This window comes from Reichenbachiella sp. (assembly GCF_039969095.1).
In the GTDB taxonomy this organism is placed as follows: Bacteria; Bacteroidota; Bacteroidia; order Cytophagales; family Cyclobacteriaceae; genus Reichenbachiella.
In genome coordinates this window covers 938,654-960,270 of the sequence record NZ_JBDVOL010000010.1, presented here as the reverse complement: position 1 = coordinate 960,270, position 21,617 = coordinate 938,654, and the positions used below count along the sequence as shown (strand labels likewise).

The 21,617-nt window shown below is 36.2% G+C and carries 18 protein-coding genes; 9 read left to right on the top strand and 9 right to left on the bottom strand.

All coding sequences use genetic code 11. The features are described 5' to 3' along the window. Window positions 1-12 precede the first annotated feature (12 nt). The 4 genes from ABJH98_RS07395 to ABJH98_RS07380 form a co-directional block, all read right to left on the bottom strand. Complete coding sequence (locus tag ABJH98_RS07395; protein ID WP_348307009.1) at window positions 13-2,499, bottom strand: TonB-dependent receptor; 2,487 nt, start codon at window positions 2,497-2,499, stop codon at window positions 13-15. Next, a complete protein-coding gene (locus ABJH98_RS07390; RefSeq protein ID WP_348307008.1) occupies window positions 2,480-3,859 on the bottom strand; it encodes an HTTM domain-containing protein in 1,380 nt (459 codons plus the stop codon). The genes ABJH98_RS07395 and ABJH98_RS07390 overlap by 20 nt, the downstream gene beginning before the upstream one ends. Then, complete coding sequence (locus tag ABJH98_RS07385) at window positions 3,843-4,949, bottom strand: imelysin family protein (RefSeq protein ID WP_348307007.1); 1,107 nt, start codon at window positions 4,947-4,949, stop codon at window positions 3,843-3,845. Before ABJH98_RS07385 ends, ABJH98_RS07390 begins: the two co-directional genes overlap by 17 nt. 65 nt (window positions 4,950-5,014) lie before the next feature. Beyond that, complete coding sequence (locus ABJH98_RS07380) at window positions 5,015-6,205, bottom strand: DUF4856 domain-containing protein (RefSeq protein WP_348307006.1); 1,191 nt, start codon at window positions 6,203-6,205, stop codon at window positions 5,015-5,017. 215 nt (window positions 6,206-6,420) lie between these two features. On the opposite strand from ABJH98_RS07380, the gene ABJH98_RS07375 reads away from it, so the two are divergent. From ABJH98_RS07375 to ABJH98_RS07350, 6 genes are read left to right on the top strand one after another with little or no spacing between them, the layout of a single operon-like run. Then, window positions 6,421-7,077, top strand: a complete 657-nt coding sequence (locus tag ABJH98_RS07375) for a metal-dependent transcriptional regulator (RefSeq protein ID WP_348307005.1) — start codon at window positions 6,421-6,423, stop codon at window positions 7,075-7,077. Continuing rightward, on the top strand, window positions 7,074-7,991 hold the full coding sequence (locus ABJH98_RS07370) for a zinc ABC transporter substrate-binding protein (protein ID WP_348307004.1): 918 nt from the start codon (window positions 7,074-7,076) through the stop codon (window positions 7,989-7,991). The genes ABJH98_RS07375 and ABJH98_RS07370 overlap by 4 nt, the downstream gene beginning before the upstream one ends. Beyond that, window positions 7,988-8,779, top strand: coding sequence for a metal ABC transporter ATP-binding protein (locus tag ABJH98_RS07365; RefSeq protein ID WP_348307003.1), 792 nt, complete (start codon window positions 7,988-7,990; stop codon window positions 8,777-8,779). The genes ABJH98_RS07370 and ABJH98_RS07365 overlap by 4 nt, the downstream gene beginning before the upstream one ends. Before the next feature lie 7 nt (window positions 8,780-8,786). After that, window positions 8,787-10,091: an iron chelate uptake ABC transporter family permease subunit gene (locus ABJH98_RS07360; protein WP_348307002.1), complete on the top strand. Its 1,305-nt coding sequence runs from the start codon at window positions 8,787-8,789 to the stop codon at window positions 10,089-10,091. Beyond that, entirely contained in the window at window positions 10,091-10,975 is an 885-nt protein-coding gene (locus tag ABJH98_RS07355) for a metal ABC transporter permease (RefSeq protein ID WP_348307001.1), read from the top strand. Before ABJH98_RS07360 ends, ABJH98_RS07355 begins: the two co-directional genes overlap by 1 nt. 52 nt (window positions 10,976-11,027) lie before the next feature. Continuing rightward, a complete protein-coding gene (locus ABJH98_RS07350) occupies window positions 11,028-11,837 on the top strand; it encodes an alpha/beta hydrolase (protein ID WP_348307000.1) in 810 nt (269 codons plus the stop codon). Window positions 11,838-11,839: 2 nt separating this feature from the next. Here the strand turns inward: ABJH98_RS07350 and ABJH98_RS07345 are convergent, their stop codons facing one another. The 3 genes from ABJH98_RS07345 to ABJH98_RS07335 all read right to left on the bottom strand — a co-directional run bounded on the left by ABJH98_RS07345 (window position 11,840) and on the right by ABJH98_RS07335 (window position 14,467). Next, window positions 11,840-12,397, bottom strand: coding sequence for a rhomboid family intramembrane serine protease (locus ABJH98_RS07345; RefSeq protein ID WP_348306999.1), 558 nt, complete (start codon window positions 12,395-12,397; stop codon window positions 11,840-11,842). Between the two features lie 57 nt (window positions 12,398-12,454). Then, window positions 12,455-12,922: a hypothetical protein gene (locus ABJH98_RS07340; protein WP_348306998.1), complete on the bottom strand. Its 468-nt coding sequence runs from the start codon at window positions 12,920-12,922 to the stop codon at window positions 12,455-12,457. A 108-nt stretch (window positions 12,923-13,030) separates the two neighbouring features. Beyond that, on the bottom strand, window positions 13,031-14,467 hold the full coding sequence (locus tag ABJH98_RS07335) for a thioredoxin-like domain-containing protein (RefSeq protein WP_348306997.1): 1,437 nt from the start codon (window positions 14,465-14,467) through the stop codon (window positions 13,031-13,033). Window positions 14,468-14,849: 382 nt separating this feature from the next. On the opposite strand from ABJH98_RS07335, the gene ABJH98_RS07330 reads away from it, so the two are divergent. From ABJH98_RS07330 to ABJH98_RS07320, 3 genes are all read left to right on the top strand, one after another. Then, window positions 14,850-17,726 (top strand): response regulator, encoded by a 2,877-nt coding sequence (locus ABJH98_RS07330; protein WP_348306996.1) that lies wholly within the window; start codon window positions 14,850-14,852, stop codon window positions 17,724-17,726. A 274-nt stretch (window positions 17,727-18,000) separates the two neighbouring features. After that, window positions 18,001-19,083, top strand: a complete 1,083-nt coding sequence (locus tag ABJH98_RS07325; protein ID WP_348306995.1) for a potassium channel family protein — start codon at window positions 18,001-18,003, stop codon at window positions 19,081-19,083. Window position 19,084: 1 nt separating this feature from the next. After that, window positions 19,085-19,483, top strand: a complete 399-nt coding sequence (locus tag ABJH98_RS07320; RefSeq protein WP_348306994.1) for a hypothetical protein — start codon at window positions 19,085-19,087, stop codon at window positions 19,481-19,483. Window positions 19,484-19,550: 67 nt separating this feature from the next. Here the strand turns inward: ABJH98_RS07320 and ABJH98_RS07315 are convergent, their stop codons facing one another. Both ABJH98_RS07315 and ABJH98_RS07310 read right to left on the bottom strand, forming a co-directional pair. Beyond that, entirely contained in the window at window positions 19,551-20,186 is a 636-nt protein-coding gene (locus ABJH98_RS07315) for a GPP34 family phosphoprotein (RefSeq protein WP_348306993.1), read from the bottom strand. 44 nt (window positions 20,187-20,230) lie between these two features. After that, a complete protein-coding gene (locus ABJH98_RS07310; protein ID WP_348306992.1) occupies window positions 20,231-21,502 on the bottom strand; it encodes a sodium:proton antiporter in 1,272 nt (423 codons plus the stop codon). Window positions 21,503-21,617: the final 115 nt, after the last annotated feature.

Below are 21,617 nucleotides of genomic sequence, written 5' to 3'. Positions count from 1 at the left end.
GCTTTAGACCAATTACAATTTAATGCCTAAAGTTAAATAGAAACTTCTACCGTCTGATGGAATAATCCCTGGGCCTGGGTAGCCAGTGGCTCTTCTAGTGAAATAGTTGTTGTCAGTGAGGTTGTTAATTCCAGATTCTAATTTCAGCATTTTGTAAGTATAAGACAAAGAGAAGTCCATGATATAATAGGCTGGTATTTCTCCTATCACACCCTCTCGAGATCCTCCTGGTTCATCAATTGGAGAATTCTGAGCATCTGTGTACTGCTTGGACAAACTTGTGAACTGAATACTTGACAGCAAGTTTTTGTATCCCATATTAAAACCTGTTTTAATATTGATATCAGGAATGAATTCTACTTTGTTTCCGTCCACATTGTTATTTCCTTCAATTGAATTTAAGTATTTAGATCCTGTAAAGGCAGCATTTACAAACCAATTAAATTTCATCTTCTTGTTATCCCCTTGAAGGGTTTCAATTAGATTCCAATCTGCGAAAAACTCAAGCCCATAGATCATGGCATCGCCAATATTGGTACGCACACGATTGGCACGATCATCAAACACAATTCCAATACGATCTTTGTACATCATAACATAAGAACCTATATCATAGGATATGTAATTTTTCCATTTTCCTCGCAATCCGATATCTGAAGTATATCCATTTTCGTCTTGAATATTTTCGTCAATAATAAAAGATGGATTAACCGTTCTAATATCACTAAAAGTGACTGATCGATAGTTTTGAGAGAAGTTCCAATAAAGTTCCAGATTAGGATTGAATTCGTTGCTAAGACCTAAACCTAGTAGCACAAACGTTCTTGGCAAGGATTGCTGTTCAGTTTCTATCACATATTCTGGGTCTTCAGTAGGATCAGTTGTATTAATATAATTTCGATAGGTCCCTTCACTTTCTGTATTTATATATTCTAATCTAAACCCGGGAGTAATAGACAAGTGGTCGTTCAGATAGAATATGTTTTCACCAAACAAGGCTAGATTTTGATTGGGAAAAGTAAAACTAGAAACATTGGGATAGAAGCGCTCATTATTATCAAAACTAAAATTAGCATCAGTATCATTAGTTCCCGGCCCTTGTACTGATGTATTTTCTGCTTTATAATATTTTGCGCCAATTAAAAAAACTGCATCTCTGTTCTGCAAACTATATCTCGTCAGGAACCTGGCTTCTGCACCCCAGTTGTCGAAATTTCCCTTGATCAAATCCCTTGAATAAACGTACTCTCCTTGTTCATCAATCCAGTCAGGTTCATCTATTGGGTTTTCATTTACCCCATCAGGCCCAGGGATTCCTCTAAAACCTAAGGCATTTCTTTCTGCATTTAACCCAAATACATTCAAGCTGAAATCTGTACGATTCGAAAATTTATGATCCAGCCTTACAGAATATAGTTTCCAATCCACTTCAAACCAGTTTCGTTCTCGATTACTGTACATGGGATCTTCGGCAAACTGGCTGTCAGTTAATCCACCAGCCTGTTGTGCCAGATATTTTAGGTAAGTGAAATCAGCCGATACACTGGTTTCATCACTGAAGGCATATCTGACATTGGCAAAGAAATTTTTCGAATCGAAGTCTGAATTTGGGCGATAGCCATCCCCTTGTTTGTAGTTGAAATAGGTGTAGTAGCTGAACTTCCCTACCGTTCCACTTAAACTATTGAAACTGGTAAATAGTCCAAAAGAGCCAACGGTTTGTCGAGATTCCAATTCAATTTTTTTATTGGCTACAGGTTCTTTCATTTTGAAATTGATCAAACCTCCGAACTGCGTACCGTACTGTAAGGAAGCTGCTCCTCTGATTACTTCTATCTCCTCTAGACCTTCCACGGGAGGTGTATAGTAGCTTTCAGGATATCCCAATACATCTGCACTTATATCATAACCATTTTGTCTTGTATTGAAATTGGAAGTTCTGTTCGGGTCTAAACCCCTACCTCCTATGCTGAGTTGGAGTCCGCCATCGTTGCTTTCATAAATATTTAGACCTACTACTTGAGAGTAAACTTGCCTTGCATTGTTGCTGGCCCGATTACCCACCATTTGGTCCAGAAGGATAACTTCACTCTTTTTGCCTGCATATATGGCTGTGCCTTCCACAGGCTGAAGCCTCTTTAGTCCAAATATTTCTTCCTTCTTCTGGTTGATGACTACTTCAGAGAGTTCAGTTGTAAGTTCAGTTAGTTCAAAGTCAATATTTTGATTAGTGGCTAGTTCAATTTGAGTTGCAAGTGTTTCATATTGATAGGAGAATACTACGATTGTGTACTTTCCGCTTGGAATATTCTTAAACTGAAAATTCCCGTCTTTGTCGGTATCCTCTAGCTTCTTTAACTCTTCAATGTAGATTTGAGTTGATGCAATTCCTTCTTTAGTACCAGCATCTGTTACTTTCCCCGTCAATTCGAGCTGTGCCCAAGAGATATGAGACACCAACATCAGCACCCAAATTATATTATAAACCTTTAATTTCATCTTCGAATGGTAAAATCCACTGCTTAGGTTCAAATGATTCTTTTTCTTCTAATAAATTAACTTTTGGGTCAACATATGGACGACTCTGTCTTCCATTTAGTGCCACGAAGCTATCCACATAGACTTCTACATTTTCATGTCCCTGTGATTCAAAATGCTTGCCCAGCATGTGGGCATATTGCAATATAAAATCAGGCTGAAACGACATTTGCTTTTCCTGAAAAGGTGTCAGAAAATCCGTATTGTCAACATAAAATCGTTGACCCGTTTTTCCATCTACAATCTTAAAATTGGCAGCCCCAGCCTTTTCCATCAACATCACACGCCACGAAAAACGAAACCCTTCTTCTGTCCAAAATAACTCACCTGGATAAATCAAATACCTGAAAGGAATCGTCAATTGGAGCGCAAAGAAAACGATAAACAAGCTGACTTTCACCCTCTGCCAAAAAGATTTAAACTCATGCGTCAGTACACGACCTGATTTAGTGTCTGAATTTACCCATGGTATGTATTTAGCTAACCAATTAAGGATACTTGTATGCATGTTTGGCGAGAAGAATATGAGTGTACAGGCAATCATCAAGTATGGGAACATGCCTATTGGAAACAACATGCTGGTTAATAAATGAAAAACAACAACCATAATATACCCAAACCATCGAGTACTTGCGTACAGTAATAAAAACGGTACTGCAAGATCATACAAAGCACCTGTCCAACTCAGTGTATAATGAACCCATGTCTGCTGCAACCAATGACCTAAAATCGGCAAATCATACCCCCCTGGCAGCCACATTTTCAAAGGCATCGCATGAATCAACCAGTCTGAATTGAGTTTGGCCAGTCCTGCATAGAAATAAACTATGCCGAGCATCAATTTCAAGGCATCGACATTCCATTTTGGGATTCGGTCGTATGATAAATCTGGTTTATTATAAGCATCAATTGATGCAAAGGCGTTTGCTGGAATAAAAATCAATAGGAAACTAATCAGACTCACAAAATAATAATGGTTGAGGTAAGTAGTCTTATCCATGAGTTCGATATAGGTAAAGCTTAAGAAAAATAAAACAATGGCTATTCTGTATTTATATCCTAAAGCAACCATTAGTGCTGATATACCACAAATTATAAATATCACGTAAGTGAAACTCCCTAATGGTTTTACCCAATCAAATCCATAATATGAAAAATGAAATGTGGGTTCCAGATACAGTTTTTCAATCCAGCCATACACCCAAAACCGAATCATACTCACAAACATGAGTAAACCGAATAAAACACGAAAGACCGCTAATGGAGCGGTCTGTATAGTTTGATGCCAATATGATGTCCTTGCATCAATCACCGTCAGCATCTACATAATCCACCTTAATATTCAAAGCTTGTAGCATGTCAACCTTGAAGTAGATCACATTTTTTTGCAACTCATCATAAGTTTGGAGCATCAGCGAGTTATCTGTTTCTACTTGCTCTGCCAAATTATCTGATAAACTGCTACCCGTTGATTCTATAATCACAAATTGATCATTGATAAGTTTAACTAAATCCTCTCCTTCATTGATCGAATTCATATAATCCAAGTAACTGCTAAACCCCTCGCCTGTTGTAGTACTTCCATAATGCTGGCCATTAAAAAATGCTTGACTAGCAACAAGTGCTTCTTCATACAATGATTTGGAAAAATCTGCACCAAAGTAAGCTTCAACATCTTTACTATCTGGAGTGCCAGAAAAAACGCCTGCTGGAATTCCAATTTTATTTGCTCGAAGATTTTTTTCAAAGTAAAAAATGTAATCATTCGCCACTTTATTCACAGCACCCGTTGCACTAGATGCATCGTTATTAACAAAGGTGTCACGATAACCATTCTCCCAATCAGCTACAACTTCAGCAGTCAGAGCATTTAATCTCTCTACTAAATCAGACAAATAGACCCGATAACCTTCTCCTGTGTTAGGATCAGAGAAAATACTTACAATGGCTGCATCACTAGTTCCTACACCATTAATTAAATAATCTATGGCTGGAAAGCCTTGCTGATTTCTTCTGGATGGAAGTTCCAAATTGTAATTACCCGCAGTGATATTCTCTTCAATATCTGTTGGGCTGGTCGGAAAAAGATTCGTATAACTCTGCAAACTGACTGTTTCAGCCTGGCCTATCTCAAACATGGCTACCCATTGCCATGACAAATAAGCGGTCTTCCATTGATCTCGCAGAGCAACCAAATTGGACTCGTTGACTTCATTGGTAAATGTCAATGTTACACTTTTCAAATCAACTAACTCCTTTTTATAATTCTGATAAGCTGGGATAATAATATGATCCGCCCAGTTGGTCAGCATAGCTGCACGATCAAAATTATCATCGCTGGACTCATCGCTTCCTGAATCACAGGAGAACAGAAAGACTGATAGAACAAGGAAAACTCTCAATAACTTCATATAAACCAAAAAATGAGGTCAATACTAAAACTGACCTCATATACATTTAAATATCAATAATAACTTTATTGTACAGCTTCAGCCATTACCAGGCCAAAGGCATCTACTATTTCTTCTGATACTTCATCAAGCGTAGTTGAAGAAGCATTCCATAGGCCATTTTCATTAGCCAAAATGTCATCAATAAATCCTTCTACTTCTTCTTTCGAAAAGTATGGAGAATCTGTGTTCGGTTTTCTTGTGAATTGTAAGCTGTATACAAAACCCAATCCTTCAGAAAGATCATGGAATGCGCCACCGAACAAGTTATCATTTGCAGCATCTTTAGCTGCCTCAAGAGCAACTTTGCCACCTTGTAAATAATGAACTGCTCTCACTGCTATTACTTTCGAAATATTCTCACGGATAATTTCAGCCTGACCATCTCTTACAGTATACTCATTTGCCACAATCGCAGCTCTTCCGAGAATAAAAGCATCCTCGATAGCGTCAGCAATACCTGTGTAGTTTTCATTGCCATCCACACTTCCAATGTATTTGAGTAAGTCACCTGGTTGATCCTCAGAACCTCCGTAGACGTAGCCATAAGCCTCATCCCACTTGTGCTCCATGTTAGTGTATGTCTTACCTTCTACAACCACTTCTGCATCGTTGTCATCTACATTCGTACCTTCGTCCAATACTGTTTGGCTTAAATAGTTATTTAAGATTTGATCAGCTAAAAGAGCGCCAATCAAAGTTTTGGCTATCACTTGATTGTATTCAATACCTTCAGCACTTACATATCTTGTAGAAGTACCATCTACTAATTGTCCTGCACTTCCGGCAGAAGCGACATCATTCCACTTAGCGAACACTTCATCGTCTTGATTGCTAATCCAATTCTCTAACTGCGTTCTAATGTCAGCTGCATCAACAGAACTACCAGCAAATTCAGCTGAAGCTGCTGTTTTACTTTTGATGTTTTTATCTGAAGCATTAAGATCTGCATCAGAAAAATCAGCATTACCTTCTTCATGCCCAAACATGGCCAACATTTCTTCCTTTGTTCTTGAATCATCTTTCAAAGCTGATCCTAGCTCATGTGACATGGCTATTCTTGTGGTCTGGCCACTATAGGAAACGGAACTTGCTCCATCTCTAGTAAATATATAGGTATCTGGCGCTTGTATGGATGGAGTATTATTTTCATCATCACTACATGATACAAGAGTAGCTCCGAAAAGTAGACCGATATAAATTTTGCTGAATTTCATAAGTCGCAAATATATTATGTTTATTAAGACTGATTATAAATAGTAGCGCAAAAGTACATGACCAACCCATTGACACAATATTTATCTAAACAAATTCTAAATAAAAGATGAAAATCACTAGAACTAGTGATTGCAATTATTTCAATACAATCAAAATATATTTTTAGATTACTCTAAATTTTGTTTTTCTTTGTGTAAATCTATTTTAATAGGAGATGCTCAGTCACGCAGAAGAGAATTATCTTAAGGCAATTTATCATTTATCTCAAGCAGATAAATCAGACGTATCAACAAATGCTATTGCAGAGGTGCTTAACACAAAACCTGCATCTGTAAGCGACATGATTAAAAAGTTATCCGACAAAGGGTTTGTAAATTATCAGAAATACAAAGGAGTAAATGTTTCTGTAAAAGGAAGAAAGGAAGCTTTACAGATCATAAGAAAACATAGGCTTTGGGAAGTATTTCTGGTAGACAAACTACAATTCAATTGGGATGAAGTACACGATATTGCTGAGCAACTAGAACACATCAAGTCCCATATCCTGACTCAAAAATTGGATAAATTTTTAGGCTACCCACGGATAGACCCTCATGGTGATCCGATTCCAGACGAAAGAGGAGAAATAGTAATTGGAAAAAAAGTACCGCTCTCAGAAATAGAGGAAGGAAAAACAGTTTTAGTCACTGGTGTTGAAGACTCAGACTCTGAATTCTTAGCACACTTAGATAAAATTAAAATCGCTTTGGGCACTAAAATTTTGGTTCAAGAAAAAAGTGCATTTGACGGTTCCATGCAAATAGAATTGAGTAATCAGCAAAGTATATTCATATCAAAACAAGTAGCAGACAATTTACTGGTAACAGAATGAAAAAGAACATACATATCTACACGCTTGCCTTGGTCATTCTATTGCTCTCATGTCAACCCAACCAAAAGGCTCGAAATGGTAAGCTAAAAGTGGTGACAACCACTGGAATGATATATGATGCGGTCAAAAATATTGCTGGTGATAGTATTGAAGCTATTGCTTTAATGGGTCCAGGAGTTGATCCTCATTTGTACAAAGCCACTCAGGGTGATTTGAAGAAACTTCAAAATGCAGATCTGGTATTTTATAATGGTCTGCACCTAGAAGGCAAAATGGGAGAAATTTTTGAAAAACTGGGTAGGATTAAATCTGTAAAGGCGGTATCAGAAGATATTACAATAGCTAAATTTAGAGCAAGTGAATTATATCCAGGTACTTATGATCCGCACATCTGGTTTGATGTGTCTCTTTGGAAAGAAGCCGTTCAAAATGTCCACAAGAATTTGGTCCTGTTAGATGAAGCAAACACAGCTTATTACAATAAAAACGCAGATAAATATTTAAAATCTTTGGATTCTTTACATCAAGCAGTCCATGAATCGATCCAACAAATACCTAAAGAACAAAGAATGCTAATCACAGCTCATGATGCTTTTGGTTATTTTGGTGAAGCTTATAATATTCAGGTCAATGGACTGCAGGGAATATCTACCTTGTCAGAGCCAGGGCTGAAGGATGTTGCCGATTTAGTAAACCTTATTGTAGAAAATAAAATCAAGGCAGTATTTATTGAAACTTCTGTTTCAAAGAAAGCCATCAATGCAGTAGTTGAAGGATGCAATCAGCAAGGACATGATGTTGTAATTGGTGGAAGTTTGTATTCTGATGCTATGGGACCTTTTGAGCAATTCGAAGGCACCTACATAGGCATGGTTCATACGAATGTTCAAACCATAGTAAATGCACTGAAATGATTGTAAACGTAGACGACCCGGTATTAGAAATACATGACCTCACAGTAACCTACAGTCGCAAACCAGTACTTTGGGGAGTAGATTTGACTTTGCCAAAAGGTGCATTAGTAGGCGTCATTGGACCAAACGGAGCTGGCAAATCAACTTTGATTAAAGCCATTATGGAAATAGTTCCATTGAGCAGTGGATGGGTGGAATTATTGGGGCAGCCAATCGCTGATATTAGAAACCGAGTGAGTTATGTGCCGCAAAAAGAATCTGTAGACTGGGACTTCCCTGCATCCGTTCGTGATGTCGTCGTCATGGGTAGATATGCAGAATTGGGTTTATTCAAACGACCCAGAAAGGCAGATTATGAAGCAGCAGATTATGCGCTGGAGCAAGTCAATATGCAGCAATTTGCTGATCGCCAAATCAGTCAGTTATCTGGTGGACAGCAGCAAAGAGTATTTTTAGCAAGAGCCTTAGCACAAAACGCAGAAATTTATTTCATGGATGAACCTTTCGCTGGTGTAGACGCCGCAACTGAAAAGGCTATCATCAACATATTGAAATCCATGTCTGATGAAGGAAAAACAGTGGTAGTTGTTCATCATGATTTGCAGACAGTTTCTCAATATTTCGATTGGGTTGTACAATTAAATACTCGACTGGTAGCCTCCGGTCCTATCGAAGAGGCATTTACACAAGAGCTTTTACAGGAAACTTATGGAGGAAAATTGAGCATTTTATCTGAAGTGGGAAATCTCTTGAAAAAGCAACAATTCCCAACACGTGATTTGACCTAAATTATTGATGGAAGATTTAATCACTTTTTTCTCATTTGAAAATCCTAACATCAGGTATGTAACAGGAGGATCCGTGCTACTTGCAATCAGTTCTGCTTTGGTAGGCTGTTTCACTTTTCTAAAGAAAAAAGCATTAGTTGGAGATGCAGTAGCTCATGCTGTATTGCCAGGCATTTGTTTAGCCTTTCTTATATCTGGCACAAAAAATCCGATTTATCTTATTATAGGAGCTTTCATCACAGGTTGGTTATCCCTGATTTTGATAGATGTAATTACCAGAAAATCAAAAATTAAAGAAGACACGGCGATTGGATTAATCCTTTCCGTTTTTTTTGGAGTCGGTATTTTATTGTTGACCATGATCCAACATTCTGGCAATGCAGCTCAATCTGGCTTAGATTCTTTTTTGTTTGGTAAAGCCGCAGCCTTAGTTGGAGATGATTTGATGATCTTCAGTGTCATTAGTATTTGCCTATTGCTTGGTGTGATTCTGTTTTACAAAGAATTTGCGTTGATTTCATTTGATGAAGATTTTGCAAAATCCATAGGCTTTCCTGTCAAGCGATTGGAATTGGCGCTGACAACCTTAACCGTGCTGGCAGTTGTAACCGGCATTCAAGCCGTTGGTGTCGTCCTTATGGCTGCGATGTTGATCACTCCTGCAGCTGCAGCAAGGTTCTGGACGAATAAGCTCAACATCATGCTCATTTTAGCCGCGACCTTTGGGGCTTTTTCAGGTGTGAGTGGTGCATACATATCCTATGTTGCTCCATCGATGCCTACCGGTCCATGGATTGTGATGGTTATATCTATGATCGCTCTTGCTTCCTTTTTTGTAGCTCCAGAAAAGGGAATTCTATACAAATTGATTCGGCAATCGAAAATCAAAAAAAGAATCCTTACAGAAAACATACTCAAATTATTCTATCAGCTTGGTGAGTTGGATGACAACTTTGAGGAACAAAGAAATCTAGAGCAAATTCAGGCCAAACGACCCATCAAAACTCCAGTTTTACTTTTAGGGTTGAAAAGATTAACTCATCAAGGTTTTTTGAAACATATCAAAGGAAGCTGGCAACTGACCAATCAAGGCCAGATAAAAGGACAACGGATAGTAAAACTTCATAGACTTTGGGAAGTGTATTTGACAAAGTATTTGCGAATAGCGCCTGACCATGTACATGAAGATGCAGACAATATTGAACACATATTGACTCCAGAACTGGAGACACGTCTGGAAGCATTACTTCAGTACCCAACAAGTGATCCACATGAGTCCAATATCCCTTACAACAAACCCATTAAAAGCTGATGGATGCATTTTATATCATAGCAGTAGGATCGTTGGTGGCCATTACATGTGGCCTGCTGGGTTGTTTTTTAATACTCAGAAAAATGGCTATGGTTGGAGATGCAATATCTCACGCTGTATTGCCAGGAATTGTATTGGCATTCTTAATTAGTGGTAGCAGAGACTCTGTGGTCATGTTACTCGGTGCAGGAATCATAGGCATCCTCACTACTGTTTTAATAGAGTTTTTCCATAAAAAAGGAAACTTACAGGCAGATGCATCAATTGGTGTCACTTTCACTTGGTTGTTCGCGCTAGGTGTCATACTTATTTCTGTTTTTGCCAATGAAGTAGATTTGGATCAAGACTGTGTGCTACACGGAGAAATTGCATATGTGCCATTGGATCTCTGGATTACAGATGCTGGTCTGATATTGGGGCCTAGGGTTCTTTATGTATCTGGTTTTGTTTTTTTAGTCATTGTAGGCTTTATCCTTTTAGGCTATAAAGAGTTATATCTCACTACATTCGATCCTGCTTTTGCGACAGCTATTGGGGTTTCCACTGTTTTATGGCACTATTTACTCATGGCGGCGGTATCACTTACCACAGTTGCCTCCTTTGAATCTGTAGGAGCTATTCTGGTAGTAGCACTATTGATTGCTCCACCTGCAGCAGCCTATATATTGACCAATAGTTTTCCAAAAATGTTGATTACAACTGCCATTCTTGGTATTATAGTTTCTATAGCTGGATACTATCTGGCTGTTATTGTAGATGGATCAATAGCTGGAGCTATGTCAACTGTTGCTGGAATAATATTTTTAGCTGCCTTTCTTTTTTCTCCTTCTGAAGGCATTGTCACTCTTGCCTTTCGCAGGAAATGGTCTAAAACTAATTCTTGATTTTTTTCTCCAAAAGAAATATGCTTTCTTTATCCCAAATTGATATTTTGCTATGCGTTTGATTATACTTCTGACTTTATTACTCTTTGTGCTCACTTCACTGTCGCCAAAGCAGATATATAATCATACACCGCATGACTTCCACATGACATACGAAAAACTAACCATCCCATCAACTGGAAGTGCACAATTGAATGCTTGGTATTTTCCATCTGATTTGGGTGATCAATTGATGATAATTAGTCATGATGGTGTTGGCAATATGGGAGACTATTTGGAGCGCGTAAAAATCCTTGTCCACTATGGGTTTAGTGTTTTGATCTATGACTATCGTGGGTATGGACAAAGTAGCGACTTTGATATTGACAAATACCAGTATGTCTACAAAGAATTTTATGACGACTTTGATGCCGTTTATAATTATTGTGAAAACAGGTTTCATCATGAACTGATCGCTTATGGGTGGGGTATCGGCGCAGGGATATCAGTGGCCAGAGGGTATCAAAAAGAAGATATTTCAGGCATTATAGCTGATGAACCATTTGTAGATTTCACTGCTCTAAAATCTCAATTCAGGAAAATTAATGCGGTAATGACTATTCCTGAGGGCATGGAGAATAGTGATTTCAACGCACTCACCGTAGTACAAAAAGAGCCAGGAAAAAACCTGAGAGGTATTCTCTATCTTCATGGCAGCAAAAACTTCTTGTACTCTACGGAGGATATGGACAAACTGATGAATGCGACTTCACACGATTTCAAAGAGTTGTATCAATTCGATGTAGCCTCGAGAATGGACAATTTTACAGTGAATGAATCTGATTATGCCAAGCAGATTTACGGTTTTGTGTTAAACCTATAATTCTAATCCAGTTTACGTGTATTGCGATACATAAAAGCCAATCCAATACCGACTGCAGCTCCAAATGCATGTGACTCCCATGAAATATTTGAGACTGTCGGGAGCATGCCATATATCAACCCCCCATAGAGAATAACTACAACAATAGAAATTGCAAGAGATCGGAAATCCTTTCGAAATAGCCCAAATGAAATCAGGAAAAAGGCCAGCCCATAGATCAATCCACTGGCACCAATATGATAAAAGGATCTACCAAAAAACCAAACTAAAATACCGGTAAGAAAGTAACAGTTGGCAAATACCCAAAGGGCTATTCGGTTATAAAACACAAATACCGTTATCCCCAGAAATAGCAATGGAAGCGTATTCGACAATAAATGTTGCGTATTCCCATGAATCAAAGGACCTGTAATTATGCCTACTAATCCTTCCAGTGTTCTTGGGTATATACCTAGAAACCCGAGGTCAATGTGCGAATAAAATTGGAATGTAAATACCAGCCAAATAATAAATGTCAATCGCAAAGGATGTATAATATCAGCTCGGTATCTGGTATACATAGTTTAAGTTTAGAGCAAAAAAAACCCCGATTTACGGGGTTTAAGATTTTGTAATTTCTAGTAGTCGGAAGGATCGTCTATCATTGACAATTCCATCAATTTAGCTTCTTCATAGCTGACAGACATATAACCCAAAATACCGCCAGAAGCTTCTGCAACTTTCTTCGCCATATCCTTCAAGCTAGCATGTAATTTAATCGCAAATTTCTGTTCAATTTTAGGGAGGATAAAATTCAATTTTCTTAGTTCCTTACCTATAATTTCGGATCTACCTTCTGGTGAATCAGGCATTTCATTTACAATTTGCTCAAACTTCTCTTTGAAGTCTTTACCCACTTCTTTGTAATAGTCGATGAGTTGTTCTCTAGCTCTTGATTGTTTGCTATTAGCAATTTCCACAGCTTGATGGATTTCAGTCTTATCTATCTTGTCATCAGCTCCTGCTATAAGAATAGATACTAAAACTGGAGCTTTCAGCAACACCTCTATTTCATCATCACGCAACGTGTTGAATTCCTTAATCATCTGATTGAAATTTATATTGGTTTAAAAAATCGAAAATAAACTAATTCAACTAAATCAGAAAATTTTCAAAGCTATTTAGGTATTAAACGAGCACACTAGGCAAATCCCCTATTGACTCAGTTTATCCATCTTTTTTCGATCATTGATGAAACCTTCAATTTGCTCAACATCAAGCTTCTTAGCAATAATCATTTTGTCCTTGTCTACTATATAAACTTGCGGTGTACTTCTGACATTGTATTGTACACGGAAATTACTTTTGTAATGAGGATCTCCCAAGTTTATCCATCCATCTAGTTCAAATTTATTTATAAAATCCTTCCACTTTTGTATATCCGTTCCAACTGTAACTGCTGCGACATCAAAAGCACCATCCATCTTCTTATAAAGATCATAAAGCACAGGTGTCTTTTTCTTACAATGACCGCAGTCAGGGTCATAAAAATAAAGAACCAGATAATCTGATTGAATGTCATAAAGATTCCTTCTATTATCTAATGTATCAACTAAATATATCTGAGGTGCTTTTAATCCAATTTGATTTTCACGCTGGAATTTCATTTCTTTTTCCAACTCAGCGAGCAAAGTACTATCTGCCCAATCTATTTTTCCGTTGAGGTAATAATTATCGGATAAATGAACAAATACTTTGTCCATGCCCATGATTTTTGGATTTTGATATTCTTGGAAAAAAGTACCCATCCAAAACCTGAATAATTCAGGATTACTTTCACATTTAGTCAAAATATAATCTATCGAAGCAATGATCGAATCTGGATTTTGGAAAGTTACTCTATCAATATACTCCTTTACCTTTCCATAAAAATTAGGTGCTCGAATCAAACCTTCTGAACTAAAATCTATCCCATCAAAGAAGTGCTCTTTGTAATAGTTGTACTGTGTTTTTTTCTGTTCTAATGTGAGTGATTCTGAATCAAGTTCCAATTCAGGCGATTTGGCCATCATGATCAATATTTGGCTCATGTATGTATCTCCAAATGCACTTAGCAAACTATCGCGTCTGAAAGTATTCCTTTCATTAAGCTGAGTCATTTTTTCTCTTACCCTTACTGTATCTGACATTGTACTAGTGGAATCCAGCGAGCTGGTTAACTCTTTCATTTTTTGTTGATGATCTATCATCACTAATTGAAAGGCTTTGAATTGCTCATTGTCTTCACAATTTTCGATAGTCAAGTCAGGAAAAGTGTTTTCCCTAGAAGTCTCTAATCGGAATTCAAGCGATCGGTCAATTAAGAAATCCATGGTATAAGAACCTGTATACAAAAAGTAAACTCCAGTTTTAACCAGTTTTTTATTTTCAAAGATCATGTAACCATTGGGTCTAATTGATGTGGTATCAAGTACATATCTTTTATCACCTCTATAGTAGCCTAAATACGCTACACTATCTTCAATTCCCTTTATGGTAATCTCAATTTTGTAATCTTCTTTTTCAATATCCAAATCTTGTGCTTGTCCCACATAATGACAACAGACAAATAGCAAAGTATATAGGCTCAATAAATAGGTTTTATTCTTCATATGCTGTAATTAATATCTTCAGAACGTAAAACAAACAAAATTGAGCTAAGTAGATTAACAATTAACAAATTTTTAACTGTTTAATTTTACTAGATCAGGTTTTTGAGCAAACAATCTTTTATTCTAAAAAAATGTATTAGAATCGTTTCTAAGAGACAATAAAATCATCAATGAGAGAGGCGAATCAAAATATATTTTGCTATTTTGAATTTCAAATATTTTTTTAACTTAAATAATTAAGCTATGATACCAATTAAAGGGTTACAGTATGTCAGTATGAAACCTGAAGATGAGGAGGAGGAGGAAAATGATCCCCCGGATAATCCAGGTAGTAGACGTTATTACTAAGTAAATTACAGCAGCATTTTGAGAATTAAATATTTTGCCTTTTATCCTAACTTTATATAGACCTTATTTACTACTCCTAGTTTTCTTTGTCATAGTTGGTACAAAGAGCTATGCTCAGAGCAATTCCATTGCCAATGATGAGTCTTTCAAAAAATTTGTAAAAACTTATGATTCACTGATCCACTCCAATGAGTTAGATCTAGCTTATAATCTCTTGTCAGAGGAATCTGATGACTTATTAGAAAATGAAATCTATAGTAGCTTGTACTATCCCCTATTGCATAGAAAAATCAAAGAAGAATATCTAAAAGGAAACTATCTAGAATCGATTTCGAAAGCACGTGAATTTCTAGCAAGTTATAACAAACAAGACACGTTATTGGCTGATACCTATTACTATTTAGGTAACGCTTACTATAGATTTGATGATTTTGACATCGCGCTAGATTGCTATTTTAAAGCAAAAAGTATTTATGAAAAAAATGAGAGGTATAATGAAGTCTCTAGCCTTATTGGAAACGTTGGATTAATTTATAGCAATCTCAAAGAATATAGTCAAGCACTCAATTATTATAATGAATCTCAGCAGTTTAGGAAAAGTCAAGGATTAAACCCAAAATCCTACACTTATATTCAAATCGCCCGATTAAATACTAGGTTAGAAAAATATACAAAAGCTGAAAGCTATTTGGACAGTGCTCTTATATACGCTAAAAAAGCTAAAAATCTAAAAGATGAATATTACTCCTACAGAGCAATTGCATTTAACTTTTATTATCAGGATCAATATGAAAAGGCCCGTAGATATTACCAAAAAGCTTATGACGGCTATATTTCATTAGGTGATACAGATAATGCTTTGGATTGCGCTAGACTCCTTTCTAAAATTCAAATGTTACTCAAAGAATATGACTCAGCTCTAGAGAATTGTGAAAAACATCTTGCACTAGCTTATTCCTCAAAAAATCTAATTGAGGTGGTAGGGTTTTCTAAAATCATCTATGAAATTCTTGTTAAGCAAGAAAAGTACAAAGAAGCCATATATATTCAACAAAGTTATAGCGAAGTACAAGATTCAATCGACCGTAGTCAAAAAGAAAGAAATAAATATAAAGTTCAAATGCGTCTTGAGGCAGAAAAAAGAACAAATGAAAATGAGTTGCTAAAGCAACAAAGAATTGCAGACGAGGAAACCATTAAGGCTCAAAACATTTTACTATATAGTGTTGGCATTGGATTGTTACTGATGATCAGTATTGCATTAGTCATTTATCGCTCTTTTTTAATCAACAAAAAACTTTCTACTAAGATACAACAACAGTCAGACCGACTCAAGCAATTGGATGAGGCCAAATCCAGATTCTTCGCAAACATATCACACGATCTTCGCACGCCACTGACATTGATCATGGGAGGCATCGAACAGGTTTTGAAAAGTGAGGATCTACTGCTGACCGAAAAGGCGGAAAGGCAATTAAAAACAGGTTTACTCAACGGTGAAAGAATTATTCACTTGACAAATGAAATCAATGAACTCATCAAATTAGAAGATGGAAAACTTGTCATCAATAAAAAATACATTGACATTGATAAAATGCTCAAGCTATTTGTGAAAATGTTTAATTCGATGACAGAATTAAAAGGCATACATCTCTTCTATTCTAAATCAATTTTCGAAGGAAACTCATACGTTTACATTGATCCCTCTCAATTTGAAAAGGTGCTTTTCAACTTAATTACCAATGCATTAAAACATACGCAAAAGGACGATTCTGTAACAGTATCTTTAGCTAAAGAAAAAGGTAAATTAATAGTTTCTGTGATAGATTCAGGAGAAGGAATTCCAGAACAAAACCTACCATATATCTTTGAAAGATATTATCAAGCTCCAGAAACTACGTTCAAAACTCAAGAGGGCTTTGGAATAGGATTGGCATTGGTCAAAGAAATTATCAACAAACATGGAGCTGATATCCAAGTAAAAAGTAAACTTGGTCAGGGTTCTGAATTTATTATCACTTTAGATCAAGAATCAGTTTCTTCGGAGGATCTAACACAATTGCACGAACTCGCTTATAGTGACCAAACTCGTGGATTATTCCGTGAGTTAGACGAACCATTGGAAAATCAAAGTCCAGTTGTTAATATAAGTTCTCATTCCGCAGACAAAAGGACAATTTTAATTGTAGAGGATCATCCAGAGATAAGAGAATTTATACAAAATATAGTTGAGGTTAAGTTCAATGTACTGACAGCTCCTAATGGTCAAAAGGCACTAAAAGTGCTAGACAAAGAAAAAGTAGATTTAATTATCACAGATCTGATGATGCCATGGTTTGATGGATTCGAGCTTCTGGAAAAACTCAAAGAAAATGATAGACTCAAGAAAATTCCTGCTTTAGTCCTGTCCGCAAGAACCTCTGAAGAAGACAAAACAAAAGTGCTATCTCAAGGAGTGAATGATTTTCTTTGTAAACCCTTCAATCCAGAAGAATTATTGATCCGGATTGAAAATTTACTTGATCATAAAGAGATTTGGAACAATAACAATGAAGGAGCTCTTTTCATAAACAACCAACAAACATTAGATGAAATTGAACAATCATTACTAAAAAAAGTTGAGCATTTGATTCTTGAAAGAATTGATGATCCTAACTTATCGGTCAATCACCTTGCAGATGAAATCGCCGTGAGTGAACGTAAATTTTATAGAATGATTAAAAAAATGACTAGTAGTACACCATTCGAATTTATAAAAGAAGTTCGAATGCAATACGCTATTCGAGTACTTAAAGAAAAGAAAATTAGTAGTGCATCTGAAGTGGCCAAATCTATTGGAATGAATAATGTCAGTCACTTTAATACACAGTTTAAGAAAAGATTCGGCAAAACTCCTTCTGAGTATATATAGCCTGAATGCACTCAAAAGCCTATTGGCAAGATTATTAAGAAGGTTGGCAGCATTTTTAAATAGCTCAAAGCTACTTTAGTTTCATAATTAATTTTTCTCAAAATGCTGCTGGCTCCAGAATTATTTCTGGAGCTTTTTTAGTTTTTCACTATGAGGGTTTATCAAGTCTGTAGCTCTATTTCAAATCAAGAATAATCACTCCAAAATTTCTTTAGGATATCAATATTGGATATCTTCAATTTTTATATATTGAGTTGTATTTTATGACTAATCAATGCTAAACGCAAGTGAAAGAAGACGGGTAAATCGGTTCATATTTGGATCAATTATAGGGACAGTTATTTATTTTGTGCTTATTACTCTTTTAATCAATTTTGAGAAGGATAGCAGCCAGTCTAGCATCACAGATTACCATCAAGCGTTATGGTTTACCATTGCCACATTAACTACTGTAGGTTATGGCGATATCTATCCAGTAACGTTATATGGGAGATTTATAGGATTTATTTTTGTTCTGATGAGTGTGGGTATATATGGATTGCTCATAGGTCAAATTACGAACTTAATTACCACTTTAAAACAAAATAAAATGTTAGGGTACAACGGAACCATGTTTGAACAGCATGTTGTAATGATAGGCTGGAGTGATTTTGGGCAACTGGTCGTAGAACAACTTATTGGTGCTGGCAAAAAGGTAGCCATCGTTACCAATATCAAAAACCACATTGAGCATATTCATGAGAAATATGATAACAATATGGTGTTTACTCTTTATTCAGATTTTGAGAATACAGATATGCTCAAAAAAGCAAATATTGAGAGTTCTACAGTAGTCTTTGTAAATCTGGATGACGATACAGAAAAATTGGTATTCATATTAAATATGAAAAAGGTTTTTGAAAATCTTGAATTTGTAGTTACCCTAGAAAACGCAAACCTCAAAAACACTTTTATAAGTGCTGGTGTAACAAACGCCATATCTCCCCATGATATATCTTCAAAAATATTGGCTAGCTATATGTTTGAGCCTGATGTAGCTTCTTACACTGAAGATATCATGTCGTTTGCACATACCCCTACTGACTACGATATTAAGCAATTCTTGGTAACTTATGACAACCCTTATCTCAACAAAGACTATCATGAGACCTTTGATAAGATAAAAAAGACCTACAACGGGATACTTATTGGTATGAGTAAAAGAGATAAAAGCGGCAAAAGACAGTTGATCAAAAATCCTGAAAAGAAGTTTTCCATCTCATTAGGAGATTATCTAATTATCATTGTGAATGGCAGCTCTTTTCAATTAATTCAAAGTGCTTTTAACGTGCAAGAGGGTTATTTCAAAGAAACTTGATATGAGATTTTTATTTATTAGATTATTGTGTTCAGGATTCATAATTAGTGGCCTTTTCTCTTGTGAAAACAGAGATGTAAACCATGCAGATGGACCAAACTTTAGTGAGATACATGAAGACATTCAATACCATTTTGATCAGGTAGAGATTGAAGGACATGAATATTACATACTAGAGAGAGACCGCAACAATCCACATGAGGGTTTTGGTTTTATGGCTATGAAAGCCAATAGAACCATCGCGAATCAAGACTCGATTAAAGCATATCTAAAAACATTAATTGATATCCAAACAGATCTATTGGCTATTAAAAATGGAATTAGTCCTCAAGAAGCAGAAGCGAATGTAAATGAGCTATTTCAATTTCATCTGATGAATAGTCAAACTTTAAAAAAGTAATATATAAGCACAAAAAAAGGAGCTGATTAAATTATCAGCTCCTTTTTTTGTGCTCTAGTAGTAATTCTTATAAGGTTAAGAAATGAGCCTTCAGGTCATTTAAAACCTTCTGCGTTTCTGGATCAACCACAGGTGAATTTGTGATATCTTTTGCCGCCTTCACGGCGTCGATCAATTCATCTTTTTCCTTGAACACTTCTTCCAATATTTTACAATTAGAAATCATAGATAACAATATAACAATCGCTGGTGTAGGCTTTTGACCTTTTTGAACCACTGCTTTCAGCGTATCTCTAATTTCTTGTTCAAATGCATAATTTGCGTTATCCATACGTTCTGATACTGGAATCCACAACAGTTTGGTAGACTCTACTTTCAGAATACCTCTTTGAACTAAAAGATCAATCATTTCATCTTGAATGCCATCAAAACCTGGTGCGATTTTTTTAACAGTATTAGAGACAGAATCTCCACCACCACCTACAGCTTTCAATACATTATCAAGCACTTTATTTCCTGTACCTGTAGAATCCTTCACAATTATTTTATTGTCTTCGAATCCAATTCTTTTGATAAGGGATAACTCCAAAATCAAAATGGACAGTAGCCCATGATCAATAGAATGCTCTGCTGCTGACAATAGTCTTCCTTCTTCGTCATCCAAAGCAATCAACATCAAACCTTCTGCTAAACTTAATTTCATCTAATCGTAATTTATTTCCTACTAATTGTTTGATTTCACCTTTTCTATTTCAATATACTCTTGATGGTCAGCCCTTGAACAAGAATTGAAAAGACAACTACAGCATAGGTAGCTGCCAAGATAATATCCTTGTGTGGAATCTCATCTGACAATGAAAGCGCCAAAGCTACAGAAATTCCTCCTCTTAAGCCGCCCCACGTTAATATAATGATTGTTTTATCTTCGAATTTTTTCCCAAACATTTCCATGATTTTAATGGGAATTGATACACCTAAGAACCTAGCGAAGAGAACTACTATAATTGCAATTGGCGCAATCATCAAAAATTCCATTTTAAAATCTTGCGCAATAATAATTACCTCTAGTCCAATTAAGATAAAAAGTATAGCATTGAGCGCTTCATCAAGCAAATGCCAAAACTTAAACACATATTCACCAGTTGCATTGGCCAAGTGTTCACTTCTACCTTCGTTTCCGATAAATAGTCCCATCACCACCATACCTAAAGGGCCAGAAACATGTATTAATTCTGCTACTCTACCTCCTACCATTACAAGTGTCAACGTAACTAGTACTTCCAATTCTACGTGATCGTTATCTATATAATTTAAGAGCTTAAAGCCCAAATAACCAAAACCAGCTCCCAAAAGCAACCCTCCAGCAACTTCCTTAATAAATAAAACGGCCACACTCATGGCTGTGATTTCCTCACCTCCTCCATGTGCTCCATGTCCACCACCATGACCTGCCATGGCTATACCAGAAATCGTTAAAAATATCACTACACCAACTCCGTCATTGAAAAGCGATTCTCCTGCAATTTTTATTTCAAGGTTTTTGTCTAAACCAAATTCTTTGGTAAGTGCTAATACCGCAATCGGATCTGTTGGTGATATCAATGCCCCAAAAAGCAAACAATAAATCAAATCTACCTCACTTCCAACTAAGCCAAATCCAAACTGCATTAGAAATCCAACTATGAATGTAGACATCAGTGTGCCAATGGTTGCCAAAACAATAATGGGCAAGCGCTCTTGAAGTAGTTTGCTCAAATCCACAGATAATGCACCTGCAAACAACAAGAAATTAAGCATTACATTCAGAAGTACTTCTTTAAAATCAAATTCTTCTACTATATGACTGGCTCCATTCATTACAGCAGGAACTGCAAATCCTAAAAATACAATCGCAACAGACGACATCAATGCTATCGCCATTAGACCAATAGTAGAAGGCAATTTGAGAAATGTAATGTTGATTAGTGTAAAAGCGGCGGCTAGAAAAATAAGTAATGTGATAAGGTCTAAAATACCCATTTGAGCAAAGTTTTAGTTTTAGTTGCTATTATAATTTCACTTTCAATTTTCTTCCTATAGTGCAATTATACAATTTGTTAAGAATATCACCAATATACTACAAATAAACTATCTA

What these genes read in the sequence shown, in the direction of transcription:
- ABJH98_RS07325 (WP_348306995.1), top strand. Translation starts at nt 18,001, where the DNA reads ATGCTAAACGCAAGTGAAAGAAGACGGGTAAATCGGTTCATATTTGGA.
- ABJH98_RS07360 (WP_348307002.1), top strand. Translation starts at nt 8,787, where the DNA reads ATGGAAGATTTAATCACTTTTTTCTCATTTGAAAATCCTAACATCAGG.
- ABJH98_RS07340 (WP_348306998.1), bottom strand. Translation starts at nt 12,922, where the DNA reads ATGATTAAGGAATTCAACACGTTGCGTGATGATGAAATAGAGGTGTTG.
- ABJH98_RS07350 (WP_348307000.1), top strand. Translation starts at nt 11,028, where the DNA reads ATGCGTTTGATTATACTTCTGACTTTATTACTCTTTGTGCTCACTTCA.
- ABJH98_RS07390 (WP_348307008.1), bottom strand. Translation starts at nt 3,859, where the DNA reads ATGCTGACGGTGATTGATGCAAGGACATCATATTGGCATCAAACTATA.
- ABJH98_RS07315 (WP_348306993.1), bottom strand. Translation starts at nt 20,186, where the DNA reads ATGAAATTAAGTTTAGCAGAAGGTTTGATGTTGATTGCTTTGGATGAC.
- ABJH98_RS07380 (WP_348307006.1), bottom strand. Translation starts at nt 6,205, where the DNA reads ATGAAATTCAGCAAAATTTATATCGGTCTACTTTTCGGAGCTACTCTT.
- ABJH98_RS07355 (WP_348307001.1), top strand. Translation starts at nt 10,091, where the DNA reads ATGGATGCATTTTATATCATAGCAGTAGGATCGTTGGTGGCCATTACA.
- ABJH98_RS07310 (WP_348306992.1), bottom strand. Translation starts at nt 21,502, where the DNA reads ATGGGTATTTTAGACCTTATCACATTACTTATTTTTCTAGCCGCCGCT.
- ABJH98_RS07385 (WP_348307007.1), bottom strand. Translation starts at nt 4,949, where the DNA reads ATGAAGTTATTGAGAGTTTTCCTTGTTCTATCAGTCTTTCTGTTCTCC.
- ABJH98_RS07395 (WP_348307009.1), bottom strand. Translation starts at nt 2,499, where the DNA reads ATGAAATTAAAGGTTTATAATATAATTTGGGTGCTGATGTTGGTGTCT.
- ABJH98_RS07370 (WP_348307004.1), top strand. Translation starts at nt 7,074, where the DNA reads ATGAAAAAGAACATACATATCTACACGCTTGCCTTGGTCATTCTATTG.
- ABJH98_RS07335 (WP_348306997.1), bottom strand. Translation starts at nt 14,467, where the DNA reads ATGAAGAATAAAACCTATTTATTGAGCCTATATACTTTGCTATTTGTC.
- ABJH98_RS07365 (WP_348307003.1), top strand. Translation starts at nt 7,988, where the DNA reads ATGATTGTAAACGTAGACGACCCGGTATTAGAAATACATGACCTCACA.
- ABJH98_RS07375 (WP_348307005.1), top strand. Translation starts at nt 6,421, where the DNA reads ATGCTCAGTCACGCAGAAGAGAATTATCTTAAGGCAATTTATCATTTA.
- ABJH98_RS07345 (WP_348306999.1), bottom strand. Translation starts at nt 12,397, where the DNA reads ATGTATACCAGATACCGAGCTGATATTATACATCCTTTGCGATTGACA.
- ABJH98_RS07320 (WP_348306994.1), top strand. Translation starts at nt 19,085, where the DNA reads ATGAGATTTTTATTTATTAGATTATTGTGTTCAGGATTCATAATTAGT.